The 19,187-nt window shown below is 73.6% G+C and carries 17 protein-coding genes, 1 tRNA gene and 1 other RNA gene; 3 read left to right on the forward strand and 16 right to left on the reverse strand.

Annotated features, from left to right (window positions below; all coding sequences use genetic code 11):
- Window positions 1–24: 24 nt before the first annotated feature.
- Together PH191_RS06285 and clpS are read right to left on the reverse strand one after the other, a co-directional pair.
- Window positions 25–582, reverse strand: coding sequence for a DUF2017 domain-containing protein (locus PH191_RS06285; RefSeq protein WP_274193779.1), 558 nt, complete (start codon window positions 580–582; stop codon window positions 25–27).
- A 5-nt stretch (window positions 583–587) separates the two neighbouring features.
- The gene (gene clpS, locus PH191_RS06290) at window positions 588–890 is read right to left on the reverse strand and encodes an ATP-dependent Clp protease adapter ClpS (protein ID WP_420791782.1); all 303 of its coding nucleotides are present in this window, start codon (window positions 888–890) and stop codon (window positions 588–590) included.
- A gap of 179 nt (window positions 891–1,069) precedes the next feature.
- Here clpS and PH191_RS06295 point away from each other — a divergent pair, with 179 nt between their 5' ends.
- From PH191_RS06295 to PH191_RS06305, 3 genes are all read left to right on the forward strand, one after another.
- Complete coding sequence (locus PH191_RS06295) at window positions 1,070–2,308, forward strand: nicotinate phosphoribosyltransferase (protein ID WP_420791783.1); 1,239 nt, start codon at window positions 1,070–1,072, stop codon at window positions 2,306–2,308.
- 82 nt (window positions 2,309–2,390) lie between these two features.
- Window positions 2,391–2,960: an isochorismatase family protein gene (locus tag PH191_RS06300; protein ID WP_274193782.1), complete on the forward strand. Its 570-nt coding sequence runs from the start codon at window positions 2,391–2,393 to the stop codon at window positions 2,958–2,960.
- Window positions 2,961–3,050: 90 nt separating this feature from the next.
- Window positions 3,051–5,117, forward strand: coding sequence for an ATP-dependent DNA helicase (locus PH191_RS06305; RefSeq protein WP_274193783.1), 2,067 nt, complete (start codon window positions 3,051–3,053; stop codon window positions 5,115–5,117).
- Window positions 5,118–5,181: 64 nt separating this feature from the next.
- On the opposite strand, the gene PH191_RS06310 is transcribed toward PH191_RS06305, so the two are convergent.
- The 14 genes from PH191_RS06310 to ftsE all read right to left on the reverse strand — a co-directional run bounded on the left by PH191_RS06310 (window position 5,182) and on the right by ftsE (window position 19,153).
- Window positions 5,182–6,027 (reverse strand): ATP-grasp domain-containing protein, encoded by an 846-nt coding sequence (locus PH191_RS06310; protein ID WP_274193784.1) that lies wholly within the window; start codon window positions 6,025–6,027, stop codon window positions 5,182–5,184.
- Window positions 6,024–6,788: an aminoacyl-tRNA hydrolase gene (locus PH191_RS06315; RefSeq protein ID WP_274193785.1), complete on the reverse strand. Its 765-nt coding sequence runs from the start codon at window positions 6,786–6,788 to the stop codon at window positions 6,024–6,026. The genes PH191_RS06310 and PH191_RS06315 overlap by 4 nt, the downstream gene beginning before the upstream one ends.
- Window positions 6,785–8,029, reverse strand: a complete 1,245-nt coding sequence (gene serB, locus PH191_RS06320; RefSeq protein ID WP_420791784.1) for a phosphoserine phosphatase SerB — start codon at window positions 8,027–8,029, stop codon at window positions 6,785–6,787. Before serB ends, PH191_RS06315 begins: the two co-directional genes overlap by 4 nt.
- A gap of 53 nt (window positions 8,030–8,082) precedes the next feature.
- On the reverse strand, window positions 8,083–9,837 hold the full coding sequence (gene ctaD / locus PH191_RS06325) for an aa3-type cytochrome oxidase subunit I (RefSeq protein ID WP_274193786.1): 1,755 nt from the start codon (window positions 9,835–9,837) through the stop codon (window positions 8,083–8,085).
- A gap of 156 nt (window positions 9,838–9,993) precedes the next feature.
- Window positions 9,994–10,737 (reverse strand): hemerythrin domain-containing protein, encoded by a 744-nt coding sequence (locus tag PH191_RS06330; protein WP_274193787.1) that lies wholly within the window; start codon window positions 10,735–10,737, stop codon window positions 9,994–9,996.
- 226 nt (window positions 10,738–10,963) lie between these two features.
- Window positions 10,964–11,036, reverse strand: a tRNA-Ala gene (locus PH191_RS06335).
- 64 nt (window positions 11,037–11,100) lie between these two features.
- Window positions 11,101–12,630, reverse strand: a complete 1,530-nt coding sequence (locus PH191_RS06340) for a cryptochrome/photolyase family protein (protein ID WP_337994044.1) — start codon at window positions 12,628–12,630, stop codon at window positions 11,101–11,103.
- A 65-nt stretch (window positions 12,631–12,695) separates the two neighbouring features.
- On the reverse strand, window positions 12,696–14,057 hold the full coding sequence (locus PH191_RS06345; protein ID WP_274193789.1) for an MFS transporter: 1,362 nt from the start codon (window positions 14,055–14,057) through the stop codon (window positions 12,696–12,698).
- A 118-nt stretch (window positions 14,058–14,175) separates the two neighbouring features.
- Window positions 14,176–15,582: a protein kinase family protein gene (locus PH191_RS06350; RefSeq protein ID WP_274193790.1), complete on the reverse strand. Its 1,407-nt coding sequence runs from the start codon at window positions 15,580–15,582 to the stop codon at window positions 14,176–14,178.
- Between the two features lie 83 nt (window positions 15,583–15,665).
- Window positions 15,666–16,040, reverse strand: a transfer-messenger RNA (tmRNA) gene (ssrA, locus tag PH191_RS06355).
- 69 nt (window positions 16,041–16,109) lie between these two features.
- Window positions 16,110–17,033: an amidohydrolase family protein gene (locus tag PH191_RS06360; protein ID WP_420791785.1), complete on the reverse strand. Its 924-nt coding sequence runs from the start codon at window positions 17,031–17,033 to the stop codon at window positions 16,110–16,112.
- A 10-nt stretch (window positions 17,034–17,043) separates the two neighbouring features.
- Window positions 17,044–17,553: an SsrA-binding protein SmpB gene (gene smpB, locus PH191_RS06365; RefSeq protein WP_274188286.1), complete on the reverse strand. Its 510-nt coding sequence runs from the start codon at window positions 17,551–17,553 to the stop codon at window positions 17,044–17,046.
- A gap of 13 nt (window positions 17,554–17,566) precedes the next feature.
- Window positions 17,567–18,463 carry a permease-like cell division protein FtsX gene (ftsX, locus tag PH191_RS06370; RefSeq protein WP_274193792.1) on the reverse strand — a complete coding sequence of 299 codons (897 nt, stop codon included), beginning with the start codon at window positions 18,461–18,463 and terminating at the stop codon, window positions 17,567–17,569.
- Window positions 18,464–19,153: a cell division ATP-binding protein FtsE gene (gene ftsE / locus PH191_RS06375; RefSeq protein WP_274193793.1), complete on the reverse strand. Its 690-nt coding sequence runs from the start codon at window positions 19,151–19,153 to the stop codon at window positions 18,464–18,466.
- Window positions 19,154–19,187 lie beyond the last annotated feature (34 nt).

The raw sequence follows: 19,187 nt of genomic DNA on the forward strand, positions 1-19,187 counted from the left end.
AAGACCGCTGGACCGCGTCGGACCTCAGCCCGTCAGCGTCATCACCAACGAGTCCTGCAACCAGGTCAGCCAGTGGTACACGGGCAGGTGGTCGGCGCGCGGGTCGTCGGCGGGCAGCTGCTCGGGCATGTCCTCGGTCACCTCGAGCGCGACGCCCAGCGCGAGTCGCACGTCGTTGATCGCCGCCAGCCACTCCTCGGCCTGTGACGGCGCCAGCTCCACCCGCCCGCCCCCGGCCGGGCAGGTGGCGAGCACCGTCGCGATGGCCGCCCGCTTGGCCTCGATCAGCTCGGGCTCGCGCATCGAGCGCAGCGCCGACGAGAGGTCGTCGGCGTCCTTCTCGTCCGACGAGGCGAAGTCGGGCAGCAGGCGCGCGAGCACCGGGTCCTCGGGCGGGGTGGACGGGCCGGTGCGGATGCCGGTGAGGGAGGCGAGCTCGTCGTCGGGCGCCTCGGCGCCGCGGCCGGTGAGCATCTGCTCGATCTGGCCCATGAGCCCCCGCAGCACCGACGCCTCGGGCCGCTCGAGCACCGCGACGTAGCGCACGCGGTCACCACGGCCCTGCCGTCTCCAGGCCTTCACCTGCGCTAGCTCGCCCGCTGCATGGTCGCCCAGAGGCCCGCCGCGTGGAGGCGGGACACGTCGCCCTCGACCTTCTCGCGGCTGCCCGACGACACGGTGGCGCGCCCCTTGTGGTGCACGTCGAGCATCAGCGCGGTGGCCTTGGCCTTGTCGTAGCCGAAGAGCTTCTGGAGCACGTAGGTGACGTACGACATGAGGTTGACGGGGTCGTTCCAGACGATGGTCTGCCAGGGGGTGTCGGCGAGGGTGGCCTCGTCGGCGGCCTCCTCGGTCCGCTCGTCGACCTCCGGCTCGGCCGGGGCGGACAGACGGACGTCGGGCGGCACGACGCGCGGCGGAGCTGCCGCACCGGGGGCCGGAGACATGCGTCCATCGTGACACCCCGGACGCCCGGGCCGCACGGGGACCGGCCGCTCCCGCCTACCCTGACCCCGTGACGTTCCCGGGGCCCAGTACCGCGCTCCTGACCGACCAGTACGAGCTCACGATGCTCGACGCCGCCCTCACCGACGGCACCGCGCAGCGGCGGTGCACGTTCGAGGTGTTCGCGCGGAGCCTGCCCCACGGCCGCCGCTACGGGGTCGTGGCCGGGATCCCGCGGCTGCTGGACGGGCTGGCGCGGTTCACGTTCGACGACGCCGAGCTCGCGGTCCTGCACAGCGCCGGCTCCGTCAACGACCGGACCGCGGAGTTCCTGTCGGGACACCGCTTCGGTGGCGACATCACCGGCTATCAGGAGGGCGAGCTGTACTTCCCGGGCTCGCCGGTGCTCTCGGTGACCGGGACCTTCGCCGAGTGCGTGCTGCTCGAGACCTTCGTGCTCTCGGTGCTCAACCACGACTGCGCCGTGGCCTCGGCCGCCGCGCGCATGACCACGGCCGCGAACAACCGCCCGCTGATCGAGATGGGCTCCCGCCGCACCCACGAGGAGGCGGCGGTCGCGTCGGCGCGGGCGGCCTACCTCGCCGGCTTCGCCGCCACCTCGAACCTCGAGGCCCACCGCCGCTGGGGGGTGCCGACGACGGGCACGAGCGCGCACGCGTTCACGCTGCTGCACGACACGGAGGCGGACGCGTTCCGCGCGCAGGTCGAGGCACTGGGCGTCGGCACCACGCTGCTCGTCGACACCTACGACATCACCCAGGGCATCGCGACCGCCATCGAGGTCGCGGGCACCGGGCTCGGCGCGGTCCGCATCGACTCCGGGGACATCGGTGTGCTCGCCCAGAGCGCTCGCGACCAGCTCGACGAGCTCGGGGCGACCCGCACCCGCGTCGTCATCTCCGGCGACCTCGACGAGCACTCGATCGCCGCCCTGCGCGCCGAGCCCGTCGACGCCTACGGGGTCGGCACCTCGGTGGTCACCGGCTCCGGGGCGCCCGCCGCCGGCATGGTCTACAAGCTCGTCGAGGTCGAGGGCCGGCCCGTCGCCAAGCGCAGCTCGTCGAAGGAGTCGCGCGGCGGGGCGAAGTCGGCGCTGCGCCGCCACAAGCCGACCGGCACGGCCGTCGAGGAGGTCGTGCACCGCCTCGACGCCGACGTCGAGCGCGGCGAGCACGACCGCGTCGTCCCCGTCCCGCTGCTGGTCAAGGGCGAGCCGACGGGCGACCAGCCGACCCTCGACGAATCTCGTGAGCACCTGCGCCGCGGCCTGGTCGCCGTCCCGTGGGAGGGGCTCAAGCTCTCCCGCGGCGAGCCGGCGATCCCGACGACGTTCATTCCCTGAATGCAAGCCCTGCGTCCACGCTGGCGTTCAACGCCAGGAAAGCCGCGTCGATCACCGACGGCGCGCGCCTACGCTCGGGCTCATGACGACCGCGCTGATCGTGGTGGACGTGCAGCTGGACTTCTGTGAGGGCGGCTCGATGGGCGTCGACGGCGGGGCCGCGACCGCCGCCGCGATCAGCCGGTTCCTCGCGACCGAGGGCCGCGGGTTCGCGCACGTCGTCGCCAGCCGCGACTACCACGAGGACCCGGGCGATCACTTCTCGTCGACACCCGACTTCGTCGACACCTGGCCGCCGCACTGCCGCGTCGGGCACGCGGGCGCGGCGTTCCACCCCGACCTCGACGTCCACCGCCTCGAGGAGGTCTTCTCGAAGGGCCAGTTCGTGGCGGCCTACTCGGCGTTCGAGGGCCGCGCCACCGACGGGCAGCCGCTGGCGCCGTGGCTGCGCGCCCGGGGCGTCGACGCCGTCGAGGTCGTCGGGATCGCCACCGACCACTGCGTGCGGGCGACGGCGCTCGACGCGGTGCGCGCGGGCTTCGCGACCACCGTGCGCCTCGACCTCACCGCCGGCGTCCTGCCACGCACCACCGCCCGCGCGCAGGAGGAGATGGCCGGCGCCGGCGTCGCGCTCACCGGGACGCCGCGCTGACCGCCCACGACCGGCTGCTGTGGGAGCCGGGTCCGTGGATTCGGTGCGTCCCGAGGGAACCGATCGGCCCGGCTCGTAGTCTGAACCGTCGTGGGGCAGACGAGCACGGCGACGGGCCCGCCCCCGGTGGCCGAGCTGCTCGCCGCAGCGGTGTCGGCCCTGGGCGGCAGCGAGCGCGAGGGCCAGCAGCAGATGGCGGGCGCGGTGGAACGGTCACTGCGCACGGGCGAGCACCTGGCGGTGCAGGCCGGGACGGGCACGGGGAAGTCCCTGGCCTACCTCGTGCCCGCGATCCGGCACGCGCTCGAGTCCGAGCAGGCGGTCGTTGTGTCGACGGCGACGATCGCCCTGCAGACCCAGCTCGTCGACCGCGACCTCCCCCGCCTGACCAAGGCCCTCCAGCCGGTGCTCGGGCGCGAGCCGACGTTCGCGATCCTCAAGGGCCGGGCCAACTACCTCTGCAAGCACAAGATCGAGAGCGGGGCCCAGGCCGCTGCGGACGATCCCGGCGACGAGCAGCTGTTCGACCCGTTCCAGGTCTCCGCGCTGGGCCGCCAGGTCACCCGGCTGCACGAGTGGGCCGAGCAGACGACCACCGGCGACCGCGACGAGCTGGTCCCCGGCGTCCCCGACCGCGCGTGGCGCCAGGTGTCGGTGTCCGCCCGCGAGTGCCTCGGCGCCTCGCGCTGCCCCGTCGCCGAGGACTGCTTCTCCGAGCACGCGCGCCGCGCCGCCGGCAGCGCGGACGTCGTCGTCACCAACCACGCGATGCTCGCGATCGACGCCATCGAGGGACGCGCGGTGCTCCCCGACCACGACGTGGTCGTCGTCGACGAGGCGCACAACCTCGTCGACCGCGTGACGTCGGTGGCCACCGGCGAGCTCACCGCGGCCGCCGTGAGCGCCGCGGCCCGCCGCTGCGGGAAGCTCGTCGACCAGGCGTTGTCCGACGCGCTGCTCGACGCGGGCGAGGGACTCGACACCGTGCTCGCCGAGGTCGTCCCGGGACGTTGGGAGCGGCTGCCCGAGGGCGTCGGGCGGATGCTGACGGGGATCCGTGACGCGTCCTGGTCGTGCCGCCAGGCGCTCGGTCCCGACCGGGAGAAGGGCGGCCGGGACGACGACGCCACAGCGCGGAAGTTCGCGCTGGCGCTGGTCGAGGAGGTGCACGACGTCGCGGGGCGCCTGCTCACCGCGTTCGACCGCGAGGACCCCGCGACACGCCCCGACGTCGTGTGGTGCTCCGAGACCGAGCGCAACTCCACGCGGACGCGCGCGCTGCACGTCGCGCCGCTCTCGGTGGCGGGGCTGCTCGCGAGCCGGCTGTTCGGGCGCTCGACGGTGGTGCTGACGTCGGCGACGCTCGCACTCGGGGGCTCGTTCGACGCCCTGGCGCGGCAGTGGGGTCTCCCGGCCGGGGGGCCGGCGAAGATCCAGGAACCGATCCCCGACGACGGGTCGGGGCACGGCAACGACCCCGCGACCAACCTCGTCTGGCACGGGCTCGACGTCGGCTCGCCGTTCGCGCACGGCAAGGCCGGCATCCTCTACGTGGCGCGGCACCTGCCGCCGCCGGGTCGCGACGGGCTGTCGCCGGCGTGCCTCGACGAGATCGAGGCCCTCGTGCGCGCCGCGGGCGGCCGGGCGCTGGGGCTGTTCTCGTCGATGCGCGCCGCGAAGCAGGCCGCCGAGGACCTGCGCACCCGCTGGGACGGCACCGTGCTCTGCCAGGGCGACGACGCGACGGGCACGCTCGTGACGAAGTTCGCCGCCGACGTGGAGAGCGTGCTGTTCGGGACGCTGTCGCTGTGGCAGGGCGTCGACGTACCGGGTGAGTCGCTCCAGCTCGTCATGATCGACCGCATCCCGTTCCCCCGGCCCGACGACCCGCTGGTCTCCGCGCGCCAGCGAGCGGTGGACGCCCGGGGTGGCAACGGCTTCCTCACCGTCTCGGCCACCCACGCCGCGCTGCTGCTCGCCCAGGGCGCGGGGCGGCTGCTGCGCGGGACCGGCGACCGCGGCGTGGTCGCGCTGCTCGACTCGCGCGTGGCGACGAAGCAGTACGGGGGCTTCCTGCGCGGCTCGTTGCCACCGTTCTGGAGCACGCAGGACCCGGCGGTCGTGCGGGGAGCCCTGGAGCGGCTGCGGGGCGCCTGAGTGCGGCGAGTGATCGAAGCGGCTTTCCTGGCGCTGAATGCAAGCGTGGACGCAGGGCTTGCACTCACAGTGCGGCGAGGAGGGCCTCCGCGAGGCGGTCCGGGGCGCCCGGGGCGCGGCGGAGGAACAGCTCCGGCTCGATGAGCTCGAGCTCCATCACCACCGGCTCGCCGTCGAGGCGCACGAGGTCGACGCGGGCGGCGACGAGGGCGTCCGGGGCCCCCGGCGCGCACGCCAGGGCGGCCTCGGCGACCTCGACCTCGCGGCTCGTCGGGGTGTGGTCCTCGAGCACGCCGCCGTGCTTCTCGTGCACGAGGAAGCCGCCGGCGGCCGGGAGCTTGCGCACCGCGTGCGACCACGTCGCCCCGATCCGGATCAGCGACACCTCGCCGTCGCGCCCAATGCTCTCGACGGCCGGTTGGACGAGCACGTCGCCGCCGGCGAGCAGCTCGGCGACGGTGTCGTGCAGGTCCGGCGCGGTCCCCAGGTGCGTGCCGCGACCGCCCGCGGAGACGGCGGGCTTGACGACGAGGGCGCCGGCCCCGAGGTCGTCGGGCACCGCCGAGCCGGCGTCGAGCAGGGTCGTCGGCACCACCGGCACCCCGGCGTCGGCGAGCTCGGTGAGGTAGCGCTTGTGGCTGTTCCAGGTGAGCACGGCGAGCGGGTTGACCAGCCCGGTCGTGGCCTCGACGCCACCCGCCCAGGCGAGGAAGTCGTCGCGGCGCTCGGTGTAGTCCCAGGTGGTGCGCACGACGACGAGGTCGGCACCGGCCCAGTCGACGGCGTCGTCGTCCCACGACGCGTCGGTGGCGTCGACACCCCGGGCGGCGAGCGCGTCGACCAGCGGGCGGGTCTCGATCTCGGAGCGCTCGCTGCGCACCCGGGAGCCCGCGACGACGACCCGGGTCACCGGGCCGCCACGCACGTCACCGTGCCCGGCGCGACCTCGGTGAACCCGGCGTCGCGCACCGGCGCCACGCCGTGCTCCTCCCACGCCGTGCGGCCGTCGCGGTCGGCGGCGAGCGCCTCGGTCCAGCGCGCCCAGTCCTCCCGCGAGGCCGGGCGCACCGCCGCATCGAGCGCCCGGGCGGGGTCGGAGCCCTCGGCCGCGAGCACCGTCGCGAGGATCATGCTCGCGTGCCCGACCTGGGCGGCGGCCTTGCCGACGGTCTGCTCGACCTCGGGGCTCAGCCAGATCACCGGCACCCCGGCGGGTGGCCGGCCGGGCTCGTCGGGCGGGAGGTCGGTGCCGCCGATCTGGAGCCTGCGGACCTCGTGGGGCACGTCGTCGACCGGTCCGGGGACCAGCGCGCGCACCAGCTCACCCACCGTCACGCCGTCGATCTCCTGGACCGCCCGCCAGTGCGACGTGCGGGCGCGCCGGGAGAGCTTGCGGATGCGCCCGGCGCCTGCCCACGCGGTGACGGCGTCGAACCACGGCCCGCCGGGCCCGGCGCGCTCGTCGAGGCACAGCGCGAGCGAGGCGGCGGCCGCCGCCTCGAGCACCGCCGTCCGCGTCGGCGCCTCGCGCTCGAGGCGCAGGATCAGCGTCATCGCGCGGACGACACCGTCCTCGGGCTCGTCCTGCTCGGGAGCAGGGGTGTCGACGAGCCAGGGGCACACCCGCGCCGCCAGCGGGGCGAGCGCCGGGGTCAGCGCCACCGACGTCACAGAGGCACCCGGCGCAGCAGACCCTCGGCGGCGTCGGCGAACTCGATCTCGTCGCGGGTGACGCCCAGGATGAACAGGACCGCGTCCAGGTACGGGTAGGACAGCGCGGTGTCGGCGGCCGCGGCCACCACCGGCTTGGCGTTGAACGCCACGCCGAGGCCGGCCGCCGCCAGCATGTCGAGGTCGTTGGCGCCGTCGCCGACCGCCACGGTCTGCTCGATCGGCACGCCGGCCTCCTGCGCGAAGCGCTCGAGGGCCGTCGCCTTGCCCGCGCGGTCGATCACCTCGCCGATCACCCGGCCGGTGATGCGTCCGTCGATCACCTCGAGCTCGTTCGCCGCGGCGAAGTCGAGCCCGAGCTCCTCGACGAGACGGTCGATGATCGCGGTGAAGCCGCCGGACACCACGCCGCAGCGGTACCCGAGGCGCTTGAGGGTGCGCACCGTCGTCCGCGCACCGGGCGTGAGCTCCAGCTCGGCGGCGACGTCGGCGAGCGCGCTCTCCGGCAGGCCCGCGAGCGTCTGCACGCGCTTGTGGAGGGACTCCGCGAACTCGATCTCACCGCGCATCGCCGCCTCGGTGATCGCGCGGACCTCGTCCTCGCACCCGGCCCGGGCGGCGAGCATCTCGATGACCTCGCCCTGGATCAGGGTCGAGTCGACGTCGAACACGATGAGGCGCTTCGCCCGCTGGGCGAGCCCGACCCGCTGCACCGCGACGTCGCACTTGGCCCGCCGGGCCGCCGCGGCGAGGGCCTGGCGCAGCGCCGTGTCGCTGGGCGGGTCGTTGACGGGCAGCGACACCCGTAGCTCGAGCCCGGTGACCGGGTAGTCGGCGATGCGCCGCACGCGGTCGATGTTCACGCGCAGGGCCGCGAGGCCGCGGGCGACCTCCGCGAAGTTCGCCGCGGTGATCGGGCGCCCGAGCACCAGCACGACGTGGGACGAGAACGGGTGCACCGACGACGCGTCGCCGCCCGTCTCGACCGTCACCGACAGCCCCAGCGACGGCATCGTCAGATCGAGCGCCGACTGCAGCCGCGCCGGATCCCCGGGCAGCGTGACCAGCGCGCTCAGCGTGATGCGTCGGTGGATCGTCGCCTGCTGGACGTCGAGCATGGCGGCCTCGTGCTCGGCCAGTACCGCGAACAGGGCGGCGTTGACCCCCGGGAAGTCCGGCCCGGTGACGGTCACGAGGACCGGCACCGGGTCGGGCCCGGCCTCGCCCTGCGGTGCGAGCACGACCGGGGACTCCGGGAAGTCGTCGCCGGACTGGTCGTCGGGAAGCGCCCGGGTCACTTGTTCCGGGGGTCGCTGCCGGGGATGTGCTCCTGGCCGGTCTGCCCGGCCGCCGCCTCACCGATGCTCTCGCGACCACCGATGTGCGCCTCGAGCCGGATGCGTTCGGTGAGGTGCGGGTAGTGCAGCTCGAACGCCGGGCGCTCCGAGCGGATGCGGGGCAGCTCGGTGAAGTTGTGCCGCGGCGGCGGGCACGACGTCGCCCACTCCAGGGAGTTGCCGTGGCCCCAGGGGTCGTCGACCTCCACCGGGCGTCCGTAGCGGTAGCTGTGGAACGCGTTCCACAGGAACGGCAGCGTGGAGGCCCCGAGGATGAACGCCCCGATCGTGGAGATGGTGTTGAGCACGGTGAACCCGTCGGTGGCCGCGTAGTCGGCGTACCGGCGCGGCATGCCCTCGTTGCCCAGCCAGTGCTGCACCAGGAACGTCATGTGGAAGCCGATGAACGTCAGCCAGAAGTGCACCTTGCCGATGCGCTCGTCCATCATCCGGCCGGTCATCTTCGGGAACCAGAAGTAGATGCCGGCGTAGGTGGCGAACACGATCGTGCCGAAGAGCACGTAGTGGAAGTGCGCCACGACGAAGTACGAGTCCGAGACGTGGAAGTCCAGCGGCGGGCTGGCCAGCAGGACGCCGGTGAGGCCGCCGAAGAGGAACGTCACGAGGAAGCCGATCGAGAACAGCATCGGCGTCTCGAAGGTCAGCTGCCCCTTCCACATCGTGCCGATCCAGTTGAAGAACTTGATGCCGGTCGGCACGGCGATGAGGAACGTGGTGAACGAGAAGAACGGCAGCAGCACGGCGCCGGTGGCGTACATGTGGTGCGCCCAGACGGCCACCGACAGCGCGGCGATCGACAGCGTCGCGTAGATCAGCGTCTTGTAGCCGAAGATCGGCTTGCGGCTGAACACCGGGAAGATCTCGGTGACGATGCCGAAGAACGGCAGCGCCACGATGTAGACCTCGGGGTGCCCGAAGAACCAGAACAGGTGCTGCCAGAGGATCACGCCGCCGGCCTCGGGCGCGAAGAGCTGCGCGCCGAGGTGGCGGTCGGCGGCCAGGCCGAGCAGCGCGGCGGTGAGGATCGGGAAGGCGAGCAGCACCAGCACGACCGTCACGAGGATGTTCCAGGTGAAGATCGGCATCCGGAACATGGTCATGCCCGGGGCGCGCATGCAGACGATCGTCGTCACGAAGTTGACGCCACCGAGGATGGTGCCGAGACCGGAGACGACCAGGCCGACGATCCAGACGTCGGCGCCGAGACCCGGCGAGTGCACGACGTCGGACAGCGGGGTGTAGGCGAACCAGCCGAACGCGGCGGCGCCGTCCGGGGTGAAGAACCCGGAGACGACGATGATCCCGCCGAAGAGGAACAGCCAGTACGAGAAGGCGTTGAGGCGCGGGAACGCGACGTCCGGGGCGCCGATCTGCAGCGGCACGATGTAGTTGGCGAAGCCGAAGAGGATCGGCGTCGCGTACAGCAGCAGCATGATCGTGCCGTGCATGGTGAACAGCTGGTTGTACTGGTCCACCGACAGGAACTGCAGGCCCGGCTGCGCCAGCTCGGCGCGCATCAGCAGCGCCATGAGCCCGCCGATCAGGAAGAACCCGAACGACGTGACCAGGTACAGGATCGCGATGTCCTTGGGGTCCGTCGTCTTGAGCATCCGCCCGACGAACGACCCGCGCTTCGACTCCCGCGCCGGGTACGGCGTGGTCGCGATCGGCTTGGGTGCGACGGCGGTCACGAGGGCCTCCTGCTCACGATGGGTCTCCTCCACCCCGGCGGCCGTCCGGCCGCTCGTGCGGACGTCAAGGATCGTAACCGCCGTACGGCCCCGTGGCTCGCCGGGTGAGCCCTTCAACGACGATCGGTCGTAGACCAGCCACGACGCGGGCCGGGGTCAGGCCCGTGCGCGGTCCGGGGCCGTGCCCCGGTCGGTCTCGGGTCGCTCGCCGGTGCGGATCACCGGCAGTCGCTCGACGACGCCCGATGCGCCGGCCAGCGCGTCGTCGACCGCCGTCAGGACGCCGTCCGCGCGTCCGCCGAGGGCCTCCCCCACCTGCTGGAGCCGGTCGCGGGCCCGGTCGAGGACCGTCAGCGGCAGCGCGGAGAGGACCTGGCCCGGCGGGCGCCGCGACACGACGGGGTGCGGCCGCGTGGGCGACGTCAGGCGCAGGAGGCCCCACTGCAGCCCGAGCGCTCGCAGCTGCCACGGGCCGAGCTCCTGCTGCAGGCGCGGGAGCAGGTCGTCCTCCTCGCTGCGCACGTCCTCGTCGAGGGCGGCGAACGTCCGCTCCATCAGCTCGGCGTGCTCGGGGTCGGACGGGCTCGAGCGGTCCAGCCGGCTGACGAGCTCGTCCACCTCCTGGTGCTCCTGCTCGATGTGCAGGCTCAGCGGATCGCCCTCGGGCAGGACCCGGCGCGCGGCGGGGAAGAGCACCGCCTCCTCGGCGAAGGCGTGGGTGAACACGAGCCGGGCGAGGGCGCGCAGGGCCACCTCGTGCTCGACGCCGCCGGCGGCGAGCGTCCGGCGGGCACGGTCCATCAGCCGGTCCAGCCGCTCGTGGTCGCGGCGCTGCAGGGTCAGGATGCTCAGCGGCCCGCCCATGTCGGCGGTGTCCTGGTGGGCGATCGAGGTCGTCACGCGTCCTCCTCGGGCAACGGCGCGCAGCGGGGAGGCGGGCATCCCGGGGTCGCTGCGGCGATCGGTGCGCGGACGGCTCGGGCTCGACACGATCCGGCGGAGCCCTGGCCATACCCGATCGCCCGCGGGCGCGAACGACCCCGGGCACGACGCACGAGAAAGGGCCGTCGCCCTGCGGCGACGGCCCTCGGTCCTGCTGCTGATGTGTGCCGGTGATCGGCGTGGGTGGAGCTGAGGGGACTCGAACCCCTGACCCTCACACTGCCAGTGTGATGCGCTACCAGCTGCGCCACAGCCCCAACGCGAGGGAACGTTACACGCCGGTGGACGTCGCCCGACGCCGGGGGGTCGGCGCCGATCTCCCTAGAAGCGGTCGCGGTGCTGCTCCTGCTCGAGGACGGCCTCGAGGTCCTTGAGCCGGTCCATGGTCGCCACCGACCGGGCGGTGCGCTGGTTGGCGCGCAGCAGGTCCTGGTGGCGGTGCACGAACTGCCAGTAGCCGGCGGTGAACGGGCAGGCCTTCTCCCCCACCCGCACCTTGGGGTCGAAGACGCAGTCGCCGCAGTGGTCGCTCATCTTGTTGATGTAGGCGCCGCCCGAGGAGTAGGGCTTCGTGGCCAGCTTCCCGCCGTCGGCGTGCTGGCTCATGCCGACGACGTTGGGCGGCATCACCCACGCGAAGCCGTCGACGAACGACGTCGTGAACCACTCGGACAGGGCGCCCGGCCGGTACTCGCGCTGCAGGGCGTGGTTGCCCAGCACCATGAGCCGCGGGATGTGGTGCACCCAGCCGCGGTCGCGCACGCCCTTGAGGGTCTCCGAGAGGCACGCCGCGCTGACGGCGTCGCCGTCGAGCTCGGTCCACCACGTCGGCAGCGGCGTCCGGTGGTCCATCTCGTTGCGCGTCGAGTAGCCCTTGCCGAAGTGCCAGTACAGGTGCCAGATGTACTCCCGCCACCCGAGGATCTGGCGCACGAACCCCTCGACGGAGTTCAGGCGAGCCTCGCCGTCGCGGTACGCCTGCTCGGCGGCGTGCACGGCCTCGAGGGGGTGCAGCACGCCGAGGTTCTGGGGCACCGAGAGCAGCGAGTGCGCCATCCACGGGTCGCCGGAGAGGATCGCGTCCTCGTAGGGCCCGAACGTGTCGAGCCGGTGCTCGACGAAGTGACGCAGGGCCGTGCGGGCCTCGTCGGGGGTCACCGCGAACAGCCGCGGTCCGTCGGCCCCGACGGTCGGCAGGTCCATCCCGTCGAGGTCGTCGCGCACCTGCGCGTCGATCCCGTCCTCGGTGGGCCACCAGGGGTCGGTCACCCCCAGGGTCTGCGCACCCTTCGGCGGCGACTCCCGGTTGTCGTGGTCGAGGTTCCACTTCCCCCCGACCGGCGACTCACCCTCCATGAGCACGTCGAAGCGCCGCCGCTGGTTGCGGTAGAAGTTCTCCATCGTGAACGACGAGTCGTCACCGGCCCACGACTCGAACTCCGCGCGGGGCCGCGCGAACGTCGTGGGCGGGAGCACCGCCTCGACCAGCCCCTCCGCGCGCAGGCCCTCGACGAACTCGACGGCGGTGTGCGACGTCGGCTGGTGCACCACCACCGGACGGCCGACCTTCTCCAGCGCCTCACGGTAGGTCGTCGTGCGGTGGTACGTGGACCGGTCGCCGAGCTCGTCGTCGAGGTGGCGCATGCCCGAGAGCAGCAGGTGCAGCTTCTGGCGGTGGTAGCGCCGCCGGCGCAGCACGGCCGACGACTCGACGAGGACGACCTCGCGCTCGGCGTGCTGGGGCAGCCCGTGCACCGCGGGGCCGAGCTGGTCGCCGAACACCCAGAGCGGCGCCGTCGGATCGACGCCCTCGAGGGCGGCGTCGATCCCGGGGGCGTGGGTGTCGGTCACACCATCTGGCACACCATCGGGCACACCATCTGGGACGCCGTCCGGCACGTCCCCGGCGCGGCGGGTCATGCGCGGCGGGTGCCCGCGTCCTCCCCCGACGAACCGCCGGCCGGATCGCCCGCCGGATCACCCCCCGCATCGGCCGACGCATCACCCGCAGGCCCACTCCCCGAGGGCACCCGGGCCCACACGACGAGGGCGACGAGGGCGATCGAGGCGCTGAGCACGAAGGCCCCGCCGAACGACGCGTTCTCCGCCAGCGCGCCGGCCGCGACCGGTCCGACGATCGACCCGACGTCGGCGGCCATCTGGAACCCCGAGAGCGCGGGGCCCCCCGAGCGCCGTGACCCGACGATGTCGGCGACGGCGGCGCCCTGCGCGGGCTGGAGCAGGCCGGCCCCGGCGCCCGCGACGGCCGAGGCCGCGAGCAGCACGACGAGCCCCGCGGTGCCCGGCAGCGTGGCCAGGGCGAGCGAGGCGGTGCCCACGGCCACGAGCGCGAGCCCGGCGATCACCACGGGGCGCCGGCCCCGGCGGTCGGACAGGCCGCTGGTGGCGAGCAGGACCAGCCCGTCGCCCACCGCGAACACCGTGAGCGCGATCCCGGCCCACAGCGGCTCGCGCCCCAGTGCGACGGCCACGAAGAGCGGGAGCAGGCCGACGCGCACGCCCTGCACGGCCCAGCCGGTGGCGAGGCTCGAGACGAGCGCCGCGCGGTAGGTCGGCCTGCGCAGCGCCGCGCTGATCGTCAGCGGGGTCGCGTCGGGGTCGCGGGGCCGCGCGCCGACGTGCGTGGAGCGGGCCAGCAGCGTGCCGACGACGATCGTCGCGAGCACCAGGGCCAGCGCGTAGACGATGAAGGGCGCGCGCAGGTCGACGGTGACCAGCACGCCCCCGAACGCGGGGCCGGTGACCCCGCCGAGCAGGAACGCGCCGGTGAACAGCCCGCTCGCCTGCCCGCGGCGACCGTCGGGGGCGAGCCGGAACATCAGCGAGAACGCCGAGACCGTGAACATCGTCGACCCGATGCCGCCGAGACCCCGGAAGATCAGGAGCTGGGTGTAGCTGGTGGCCAGCGCGCAGGCGCCGGTCGACGCGGCGACGACGAGCAGGCCCGTGAGGTACATCGTGCGCTCGCCGGTGCGGGCCACGAGGCGCCCCGACACCGGCGCGAAGACCAGCCGCATCACCGGCAGGGCGCTGACCACCGCCGACGCCGCGGTGACGCCCACCCCGAAACTCTGCGCGAACACCGGCAGGGCCGGCGCGACGATGCCGTACCCGGCCGCGACCAGGAAGCTGCCCGCCAGCAGGGCCCAGACCTCCCAGGGCAGCGAGGGTTTCGCTGCGGACGAGGCGGCGGACGTGGCGGCGTCGTCGGGAGTCGGGTCCTCGGGGGTGCGGTTCCGCTGCGGTGCGGCACCCATGGGGCTGGGGAGCTCCCTCGCTGCTCGGGGACACGGGGCCACGGGGTGGCCCTGTGGCCAAGTGTGCCCTCGAACCAGTGTGCCCCCGAACCGGTGTGCCTGCGCTCAGGGCTGGGGATCAGGGCGCGGCGAGGGTGGCGGGGGTGCCCGCGGCGCGGGGCTCGACCGGCGTCGTGGTGGTGCTGGTCGGGCCCGTGGTCGGCCCGGTGGTCGGATCCGTGGTGGAGGTCATCGTCGGCGGCACCGTCGGGGGCACCGTAGGCGGCACGGTCGGGGGCACCACCGGCGGGACGACGGGCGGGGCCGGCAGCGTCGTGACGTCGCTGGTGATGGGGCTGGGGTCGGGGCTGGACGACGAGGTCTCGCGCACGGAGCTGTCCTCGCCGTCGTCGTCCTGCGAGGTGGACGCCTCGGACGACTCGGACGACCCGGACGACCCGGACGACCCGGACGACCCGGACGACCCGGACGACCCCGACGACCCCGACGACCCCGAGCCGTCCGGGCCCGACGACCCCGGCGGGGCGACCGCGACCGGCGGCGCGACGGGCCGTGTCGGCGTCGTCAGGTCGGACACCCCGGCCTCGCGCGGCCTCCCCGGGTCCTCGGCGGCCCAGAGGAAGAGCCCGGACGCCGCGGCGACCGTCAGCGCGGCACCGCCGAGGGCCGCGAGCTGGACGCCGCGCCCGGCCAGACGTGCCCGGCGGCCGAACCGCGCGGGGACGCGCTGCGGGTCCCGCGGCGCGGGGACCTGCGGTGAGGCGACGGGTGCCCCGGTCACGACGGGGGCCACGGCCGGCGACGCCACCAGGAGCGGGACGATGCCGGTCTCGTCGTCGTCGACGTGGCGCAGCGCCTCGGCGACGCGGGCGAGGGTCTCGGCGGCGGTGCGGGCGGCGATCTTCCCGGCGGCCATGTCGCCGAGCGCGTGCTCGAGGGCCGGCGCCGCGGGCGCGGCCGGGTCGAGGACGGCGCCGAGGGTGCGGCCGAGGGCGGCGACGTCGTCGGCCGGGTGGGGCGGCGTCGCGCCGGCCCCGGGATCGAGGGGCGGCGCGGGACGCAGCGCCGCGGTGAAGCCGGTGAGCCAGGCGTGCGGGGCGCCGACGGTGCCGCCGAGCACCACGCTCGCGAGCCCGATCCGGCCGTGCACCACCCCGCGGGCGTGGGCGTGCGCGAGCCCGGAGGCGAGCTGGGCGCCCACCTCGGCGACGGTGATCGGGGCCCAGCGCGAGCGGTCGGACGCCGGGTCGAGGGGACGGCCCTCGACGCTCTGGAGCACCAGGGTGCTCTCGGTGCCCTCGGCGAGGCCGTCGACGTCGAACACCTCGACGAGGTGGCCGTGGTGCAGACCCGCGAGGCGGCGGACCTGCTCGGTGCGCACGACGAGGTCCTCGCCGTGCACCGGGGGCAGCGTCACCATCGCGACCTCGCGGCCCAGGACCGCGTCGAGGCCCCGGGTGGCGGCGTCGACCGCGCCGCGACCGGCGTCCGGGGTGGGCGCCTCTTCCGGATCCGTCGCCCTCACCCCCTTCGTCGGTGCACGTCCGTCCGGGCAGGCTCCTCCGGACGAGTGAGCCTGTGTGCCCACGGTAGCGCCCGAGGTGAGGGGGGTGGAGGTGCCGGGAATCGAACCCGGGTCCTCCGATCAGCAATCAGGACTTCTCCGTGCGCAGTCCGCGACGTCTCTACTCGGATCCACCGGTCTTGCGAACGAGCCGGTGTGACGATCCCAGTCGCTGTCTGGTGTCCCGCCGAGCTCCGCGACCGAGCCCGACGGTGAGACCCCTAGCTGATGCCGGCGACCGGGCCGGGGACGAACCCGGGCCGACAGACTTCCCTACTCGCTGTCAGGCAGCGAGCTGGAAGTCGCGCTGAGAACTCTCGGCGCTTAATTCATTGCAACGCATGGTTAACGAGATCATCGTTGCCTTCCTCGGCACGCTTCTCCTGATGAACCACTCGGAGTCGAAACCAGTCACCCCCTCGGCGCCCGCACTCTGCGGACGGCCACCGATCATAACGCGCGGCCGCGCCCGGTTCATCCCACCCGGTTCATCCCGCACCCAGCAACCGGGCCGGCACGTCGTGCAGCACCGAGCGCAGGAACGGGGCGCCCAGCCGGTCGTCGGCGGCCGCCCACGAGGCGATCGCCGCCAGCTGCTCGGCGTAGGCGTACGGGATGTTCGGGAAGTCGGTGCCCAGCGCGACGCGGTCGGCCACGCCGACCAGCCGCGCCGCCCAGTCGCGCGGCAGCGGCGCGAACTGCTCGGTGTAGGCGGTGCCCACCATCGTGGTGTCGAGGTGCACCCGCGGGAAGCGCTCGAGCAGGCCCAGCGCGCGCTCGTACTCGGGCAGGCCGGCGTGGGCGAGCACCGCGGTGAGGCGCGGGTGGCGTTCGAGGACCTCGGCGAAGATGTCCATGCCGGTGTGGGCGCCGGGGATCGGGCCGTCGCCGCAGTGCACGATCGCCGGCACCCCCGCCTCGGCGATCAGGCCCCAGGCGCGGTCGAGCAGCGGGTCGCGGGGGTCGTAGCCGCCGACCTGCACGTGCGCCTTGACCGCCCGGGCGCCCGCGCCGAGCGCGTCGCCGAGGTAGGCCGTCACCGACTCCTCGGGGAAGAGCGTCGCGGTCGGCACCGCCTCGGGCACCTCCGTCGCCCACTCCAGCGCCCACGACGTCAGCCACGCCGCCATCCCCGGCTTGTGCGGGTAGACCAGCGGCGCGAACGTGCGCACCCCGAACCCGCGCAGGAGGTCGATCCGCGTCTGCTCGGGCTCGCGGTAGTGGATCGGCCAGGCCCGCCCGTAGTGGGTCTCGGCCTGGTCGAAGTAGGCCCACACCTTCTGCAGCATCCGGTCGGGCAGGAAGTGGACGTGCAGGTCGACGAGCCCGTCGACCCCGGTGGCGGCCACCCAGGCCGGCACGTCGGCGTCGTCCACCGGCGGCGTCGCCAGCGGGTCGCGGGCGGGACTCACCACGCCCGCCTCACCACCCCTTGATCCGCCGACCGACGATCCGCTCGGCCTCGCGCTTCGCGTCACGCTCGGCCATCGCCTCGCGCTTGTCGTGCTTGGCCTTGCCGCGCGCGAGGGCGAGCTCGACCTTGCACAGGCCGCCGGAGAAGTAGAGCGACAGCGGGACCAGGGTGTGGCCCGTCTCGCGGGTCTTGCCGACGAGCCGCGCGATCTCCGACTTGTGCAGCAGCAGCTTGCGGACGCGCCGGGGCTCGTGGTTCGTCCAGGAGCCGAAGTCGTACTCCTGGATGTGCAGCCCGCGCAGGAAGACCTCGCCGTCGGTGACGAGCGCGAACGCGTCGTTCAGGGACACGTGCCCGGCCCGCAGGCTCTTGACCTCGGTGCCCTGCAGCGCGATGCCGGCCTCGTAGACGTCGAGGATCTCGTAGTCGTACTTCGCCTTGCGGTTCGTCGCGACGATCTTGCGGCGTTCCTCGGGGCGGTTGCTGCTGGCCTTCTTGGGAGCCGTCTTCGGTGCCATCAGCCCTCCCCTCCTACGTGCGTACGTACAGCCGCAGGGTCACGTACCCCGTGGCGGTGGCGATCACTGCACCGACGACCACCAACACCGGTCCAACGTAACCGAGCACGTCGCTCATCCCGATCGGCGGGATCGTGTTGGCCAGCAGCCGCCCGGACATCAGTCCGTCGAGGAAGAAGACCTTCCCGAGCACCAGGCCACCGGTGGCCAGCACCGCCCCGACGACGCCCGTGACCACCGCCTCGATGAGGAACGGCACCTGGGTGTACCAGCGCGTGGCCCCGACCAGCCGCATGATCCCGACCTCGGTCCGCCGGGTGAACGCCGAGAGCTGGATGGTGTTGGAGATCAGCAGCAGCGCGGCGAGGGCCTGGACGACCGCCAGCCCGAACGTCGCGTTGCGCACGCTGCCGAGGAACGAGAAGAGGTCCGCAACGGTGCTGCGCTGGTCGACGACGTTGCGCACCCCGGGCCGCCCCGTGTACTGCGTGACGATCTCCTCCCCGCGCAGCGGATCGGCCATCGTCACCCGCAGCGTGGCGGGCAGGCTCTGGGGCCGCACGAGCTGCAGGATCGACTGCCCGGCGTAGATCCGCTGGAAGCGGGCGAAGGCGTCGTCGCGGCTCTCGTACTCCACGGACGCCACCAGCGGGCTCGCCTCGAGCTCGCCACGCAGCCCCGTGCAGACGGGACTCGAGCAGTCGCGGTCGTCGGCGCTGGTCGGCTCGTCGAGGGCGACCTGCACGGCGATGAGCGAGTAGTAGAGGTCCTCGGTGCGGTCGATCGTGCGCACCGCGAGGAGGCCGGCGCCCAGCAGGCCCAGCGAGATCGCCGTGGTGATCACCATCGCGATCGACATCGTCAGGTTGCGCCGCAGCCCCGCGAAGGCCTCACGCCAGACGAACATCATTTAGCGGGCCACCCCGTAGACGCCCCGGGCGTCGTCGCGGGCGAGCCTGCCCGCGGACAGCTCGACCACGCGGCGGCGCATGCTGTCGACGATCTGGCGGTCGTGCGTGGCCATGAGCACGGTGGTGCCGGTCCGGTTGATCCGCTCGAGCAGCGTCATGATCCCGGCCGACGTCTCGGGGTCGAGGTTGCCGGTGGGCTCGTCGGCCAGCAGGACCAGCGGCCGGTTGACGAACGCCCGGGCGATCGCGACCCGCTGGGCCTCGCCACCCGAGAGCTCCGAGGGCATGCGCTCGGCCTTCCCGGCCAGGTCCACCAGGTCGAGCACCTCGGGCACGACCGTGCGGATCGTGTGCCGCGGCTTGCCGATCACCTCGAGGGCGAACGCCACGTTCTCGGCGACGGTCTTGTTCGGCAGCAGCCGGAAGTCCTGGAAGACGCAGCCCATCCGCTGGCGCAGACGCGGCACCCGGCGACCGGCCAGCCCGCCGACGTTCCAGTTGGCCACCCAGACCGTGCCGGAGCTCGGCACGTCCTCGCGGATCAGCAGCCGCAGGAGCGTCGACTTCCCCGACCCGGACGGACCGATGAGGAAGGCGAACTCGCCCCGCTCGACCTCCACGCTGACGTCGTCGAGCGCCGGCCGTGCGGAGGTCGGATAGACCTTCGAGACGTTCTCCAGCCGGATCACGGCCGGGAATGCTACTGCGCCGAAGATCCGCCGC

The organism is Actinomycetospora callitridis, assembly GCF_028737265.1.
Lineage (GTDB): Bacteria > Actinomycetota > Actinomycetes > Mycobacteriales > Pseudonocardiaceae > Actinomycetospora > Actinomycetospora callitridis.

Excerpts from the sequence above, each read along its gene's own strand:
- PH191_RS06295 (WP_420791783.1), top strand. The coding sequence starts at position 1,070 with ATGCTCGACGCCGCCCTCACCGACGGCACCGCGCAGCGGCGGTGCACG.
- PH191_RS06300 (WP_274193782.1), top strand. The coding sequence starts at position 2,391 with ATGACGACCGCGCTGATCGTGGTGGACGTGCAGCTGGACTTCTGTGAG.
- PH191_RS06345 (WP_274193789.1), bottom strand. The coding sequence starts at position 14,057 with ATGGGTGCCGCACCGCAGCGGAACCGCACCCCCGAGGACCCGACTCCC.
- smpB (WP_274188286.1), bottom strand. The coding sequence starts at position 17,553 with ATGGCACCGAAGACGGCTCCCAAGAAGGCCAGCAGCAACCGCCCCGAG.
- ftsX (WP_274193792.1), bottom strand. The coding sequence starts at position 18,463 with ATGATGTTCGTCTGGCGTGAGGCCTTCGCGGGGCTGCGGCGCAACCTG.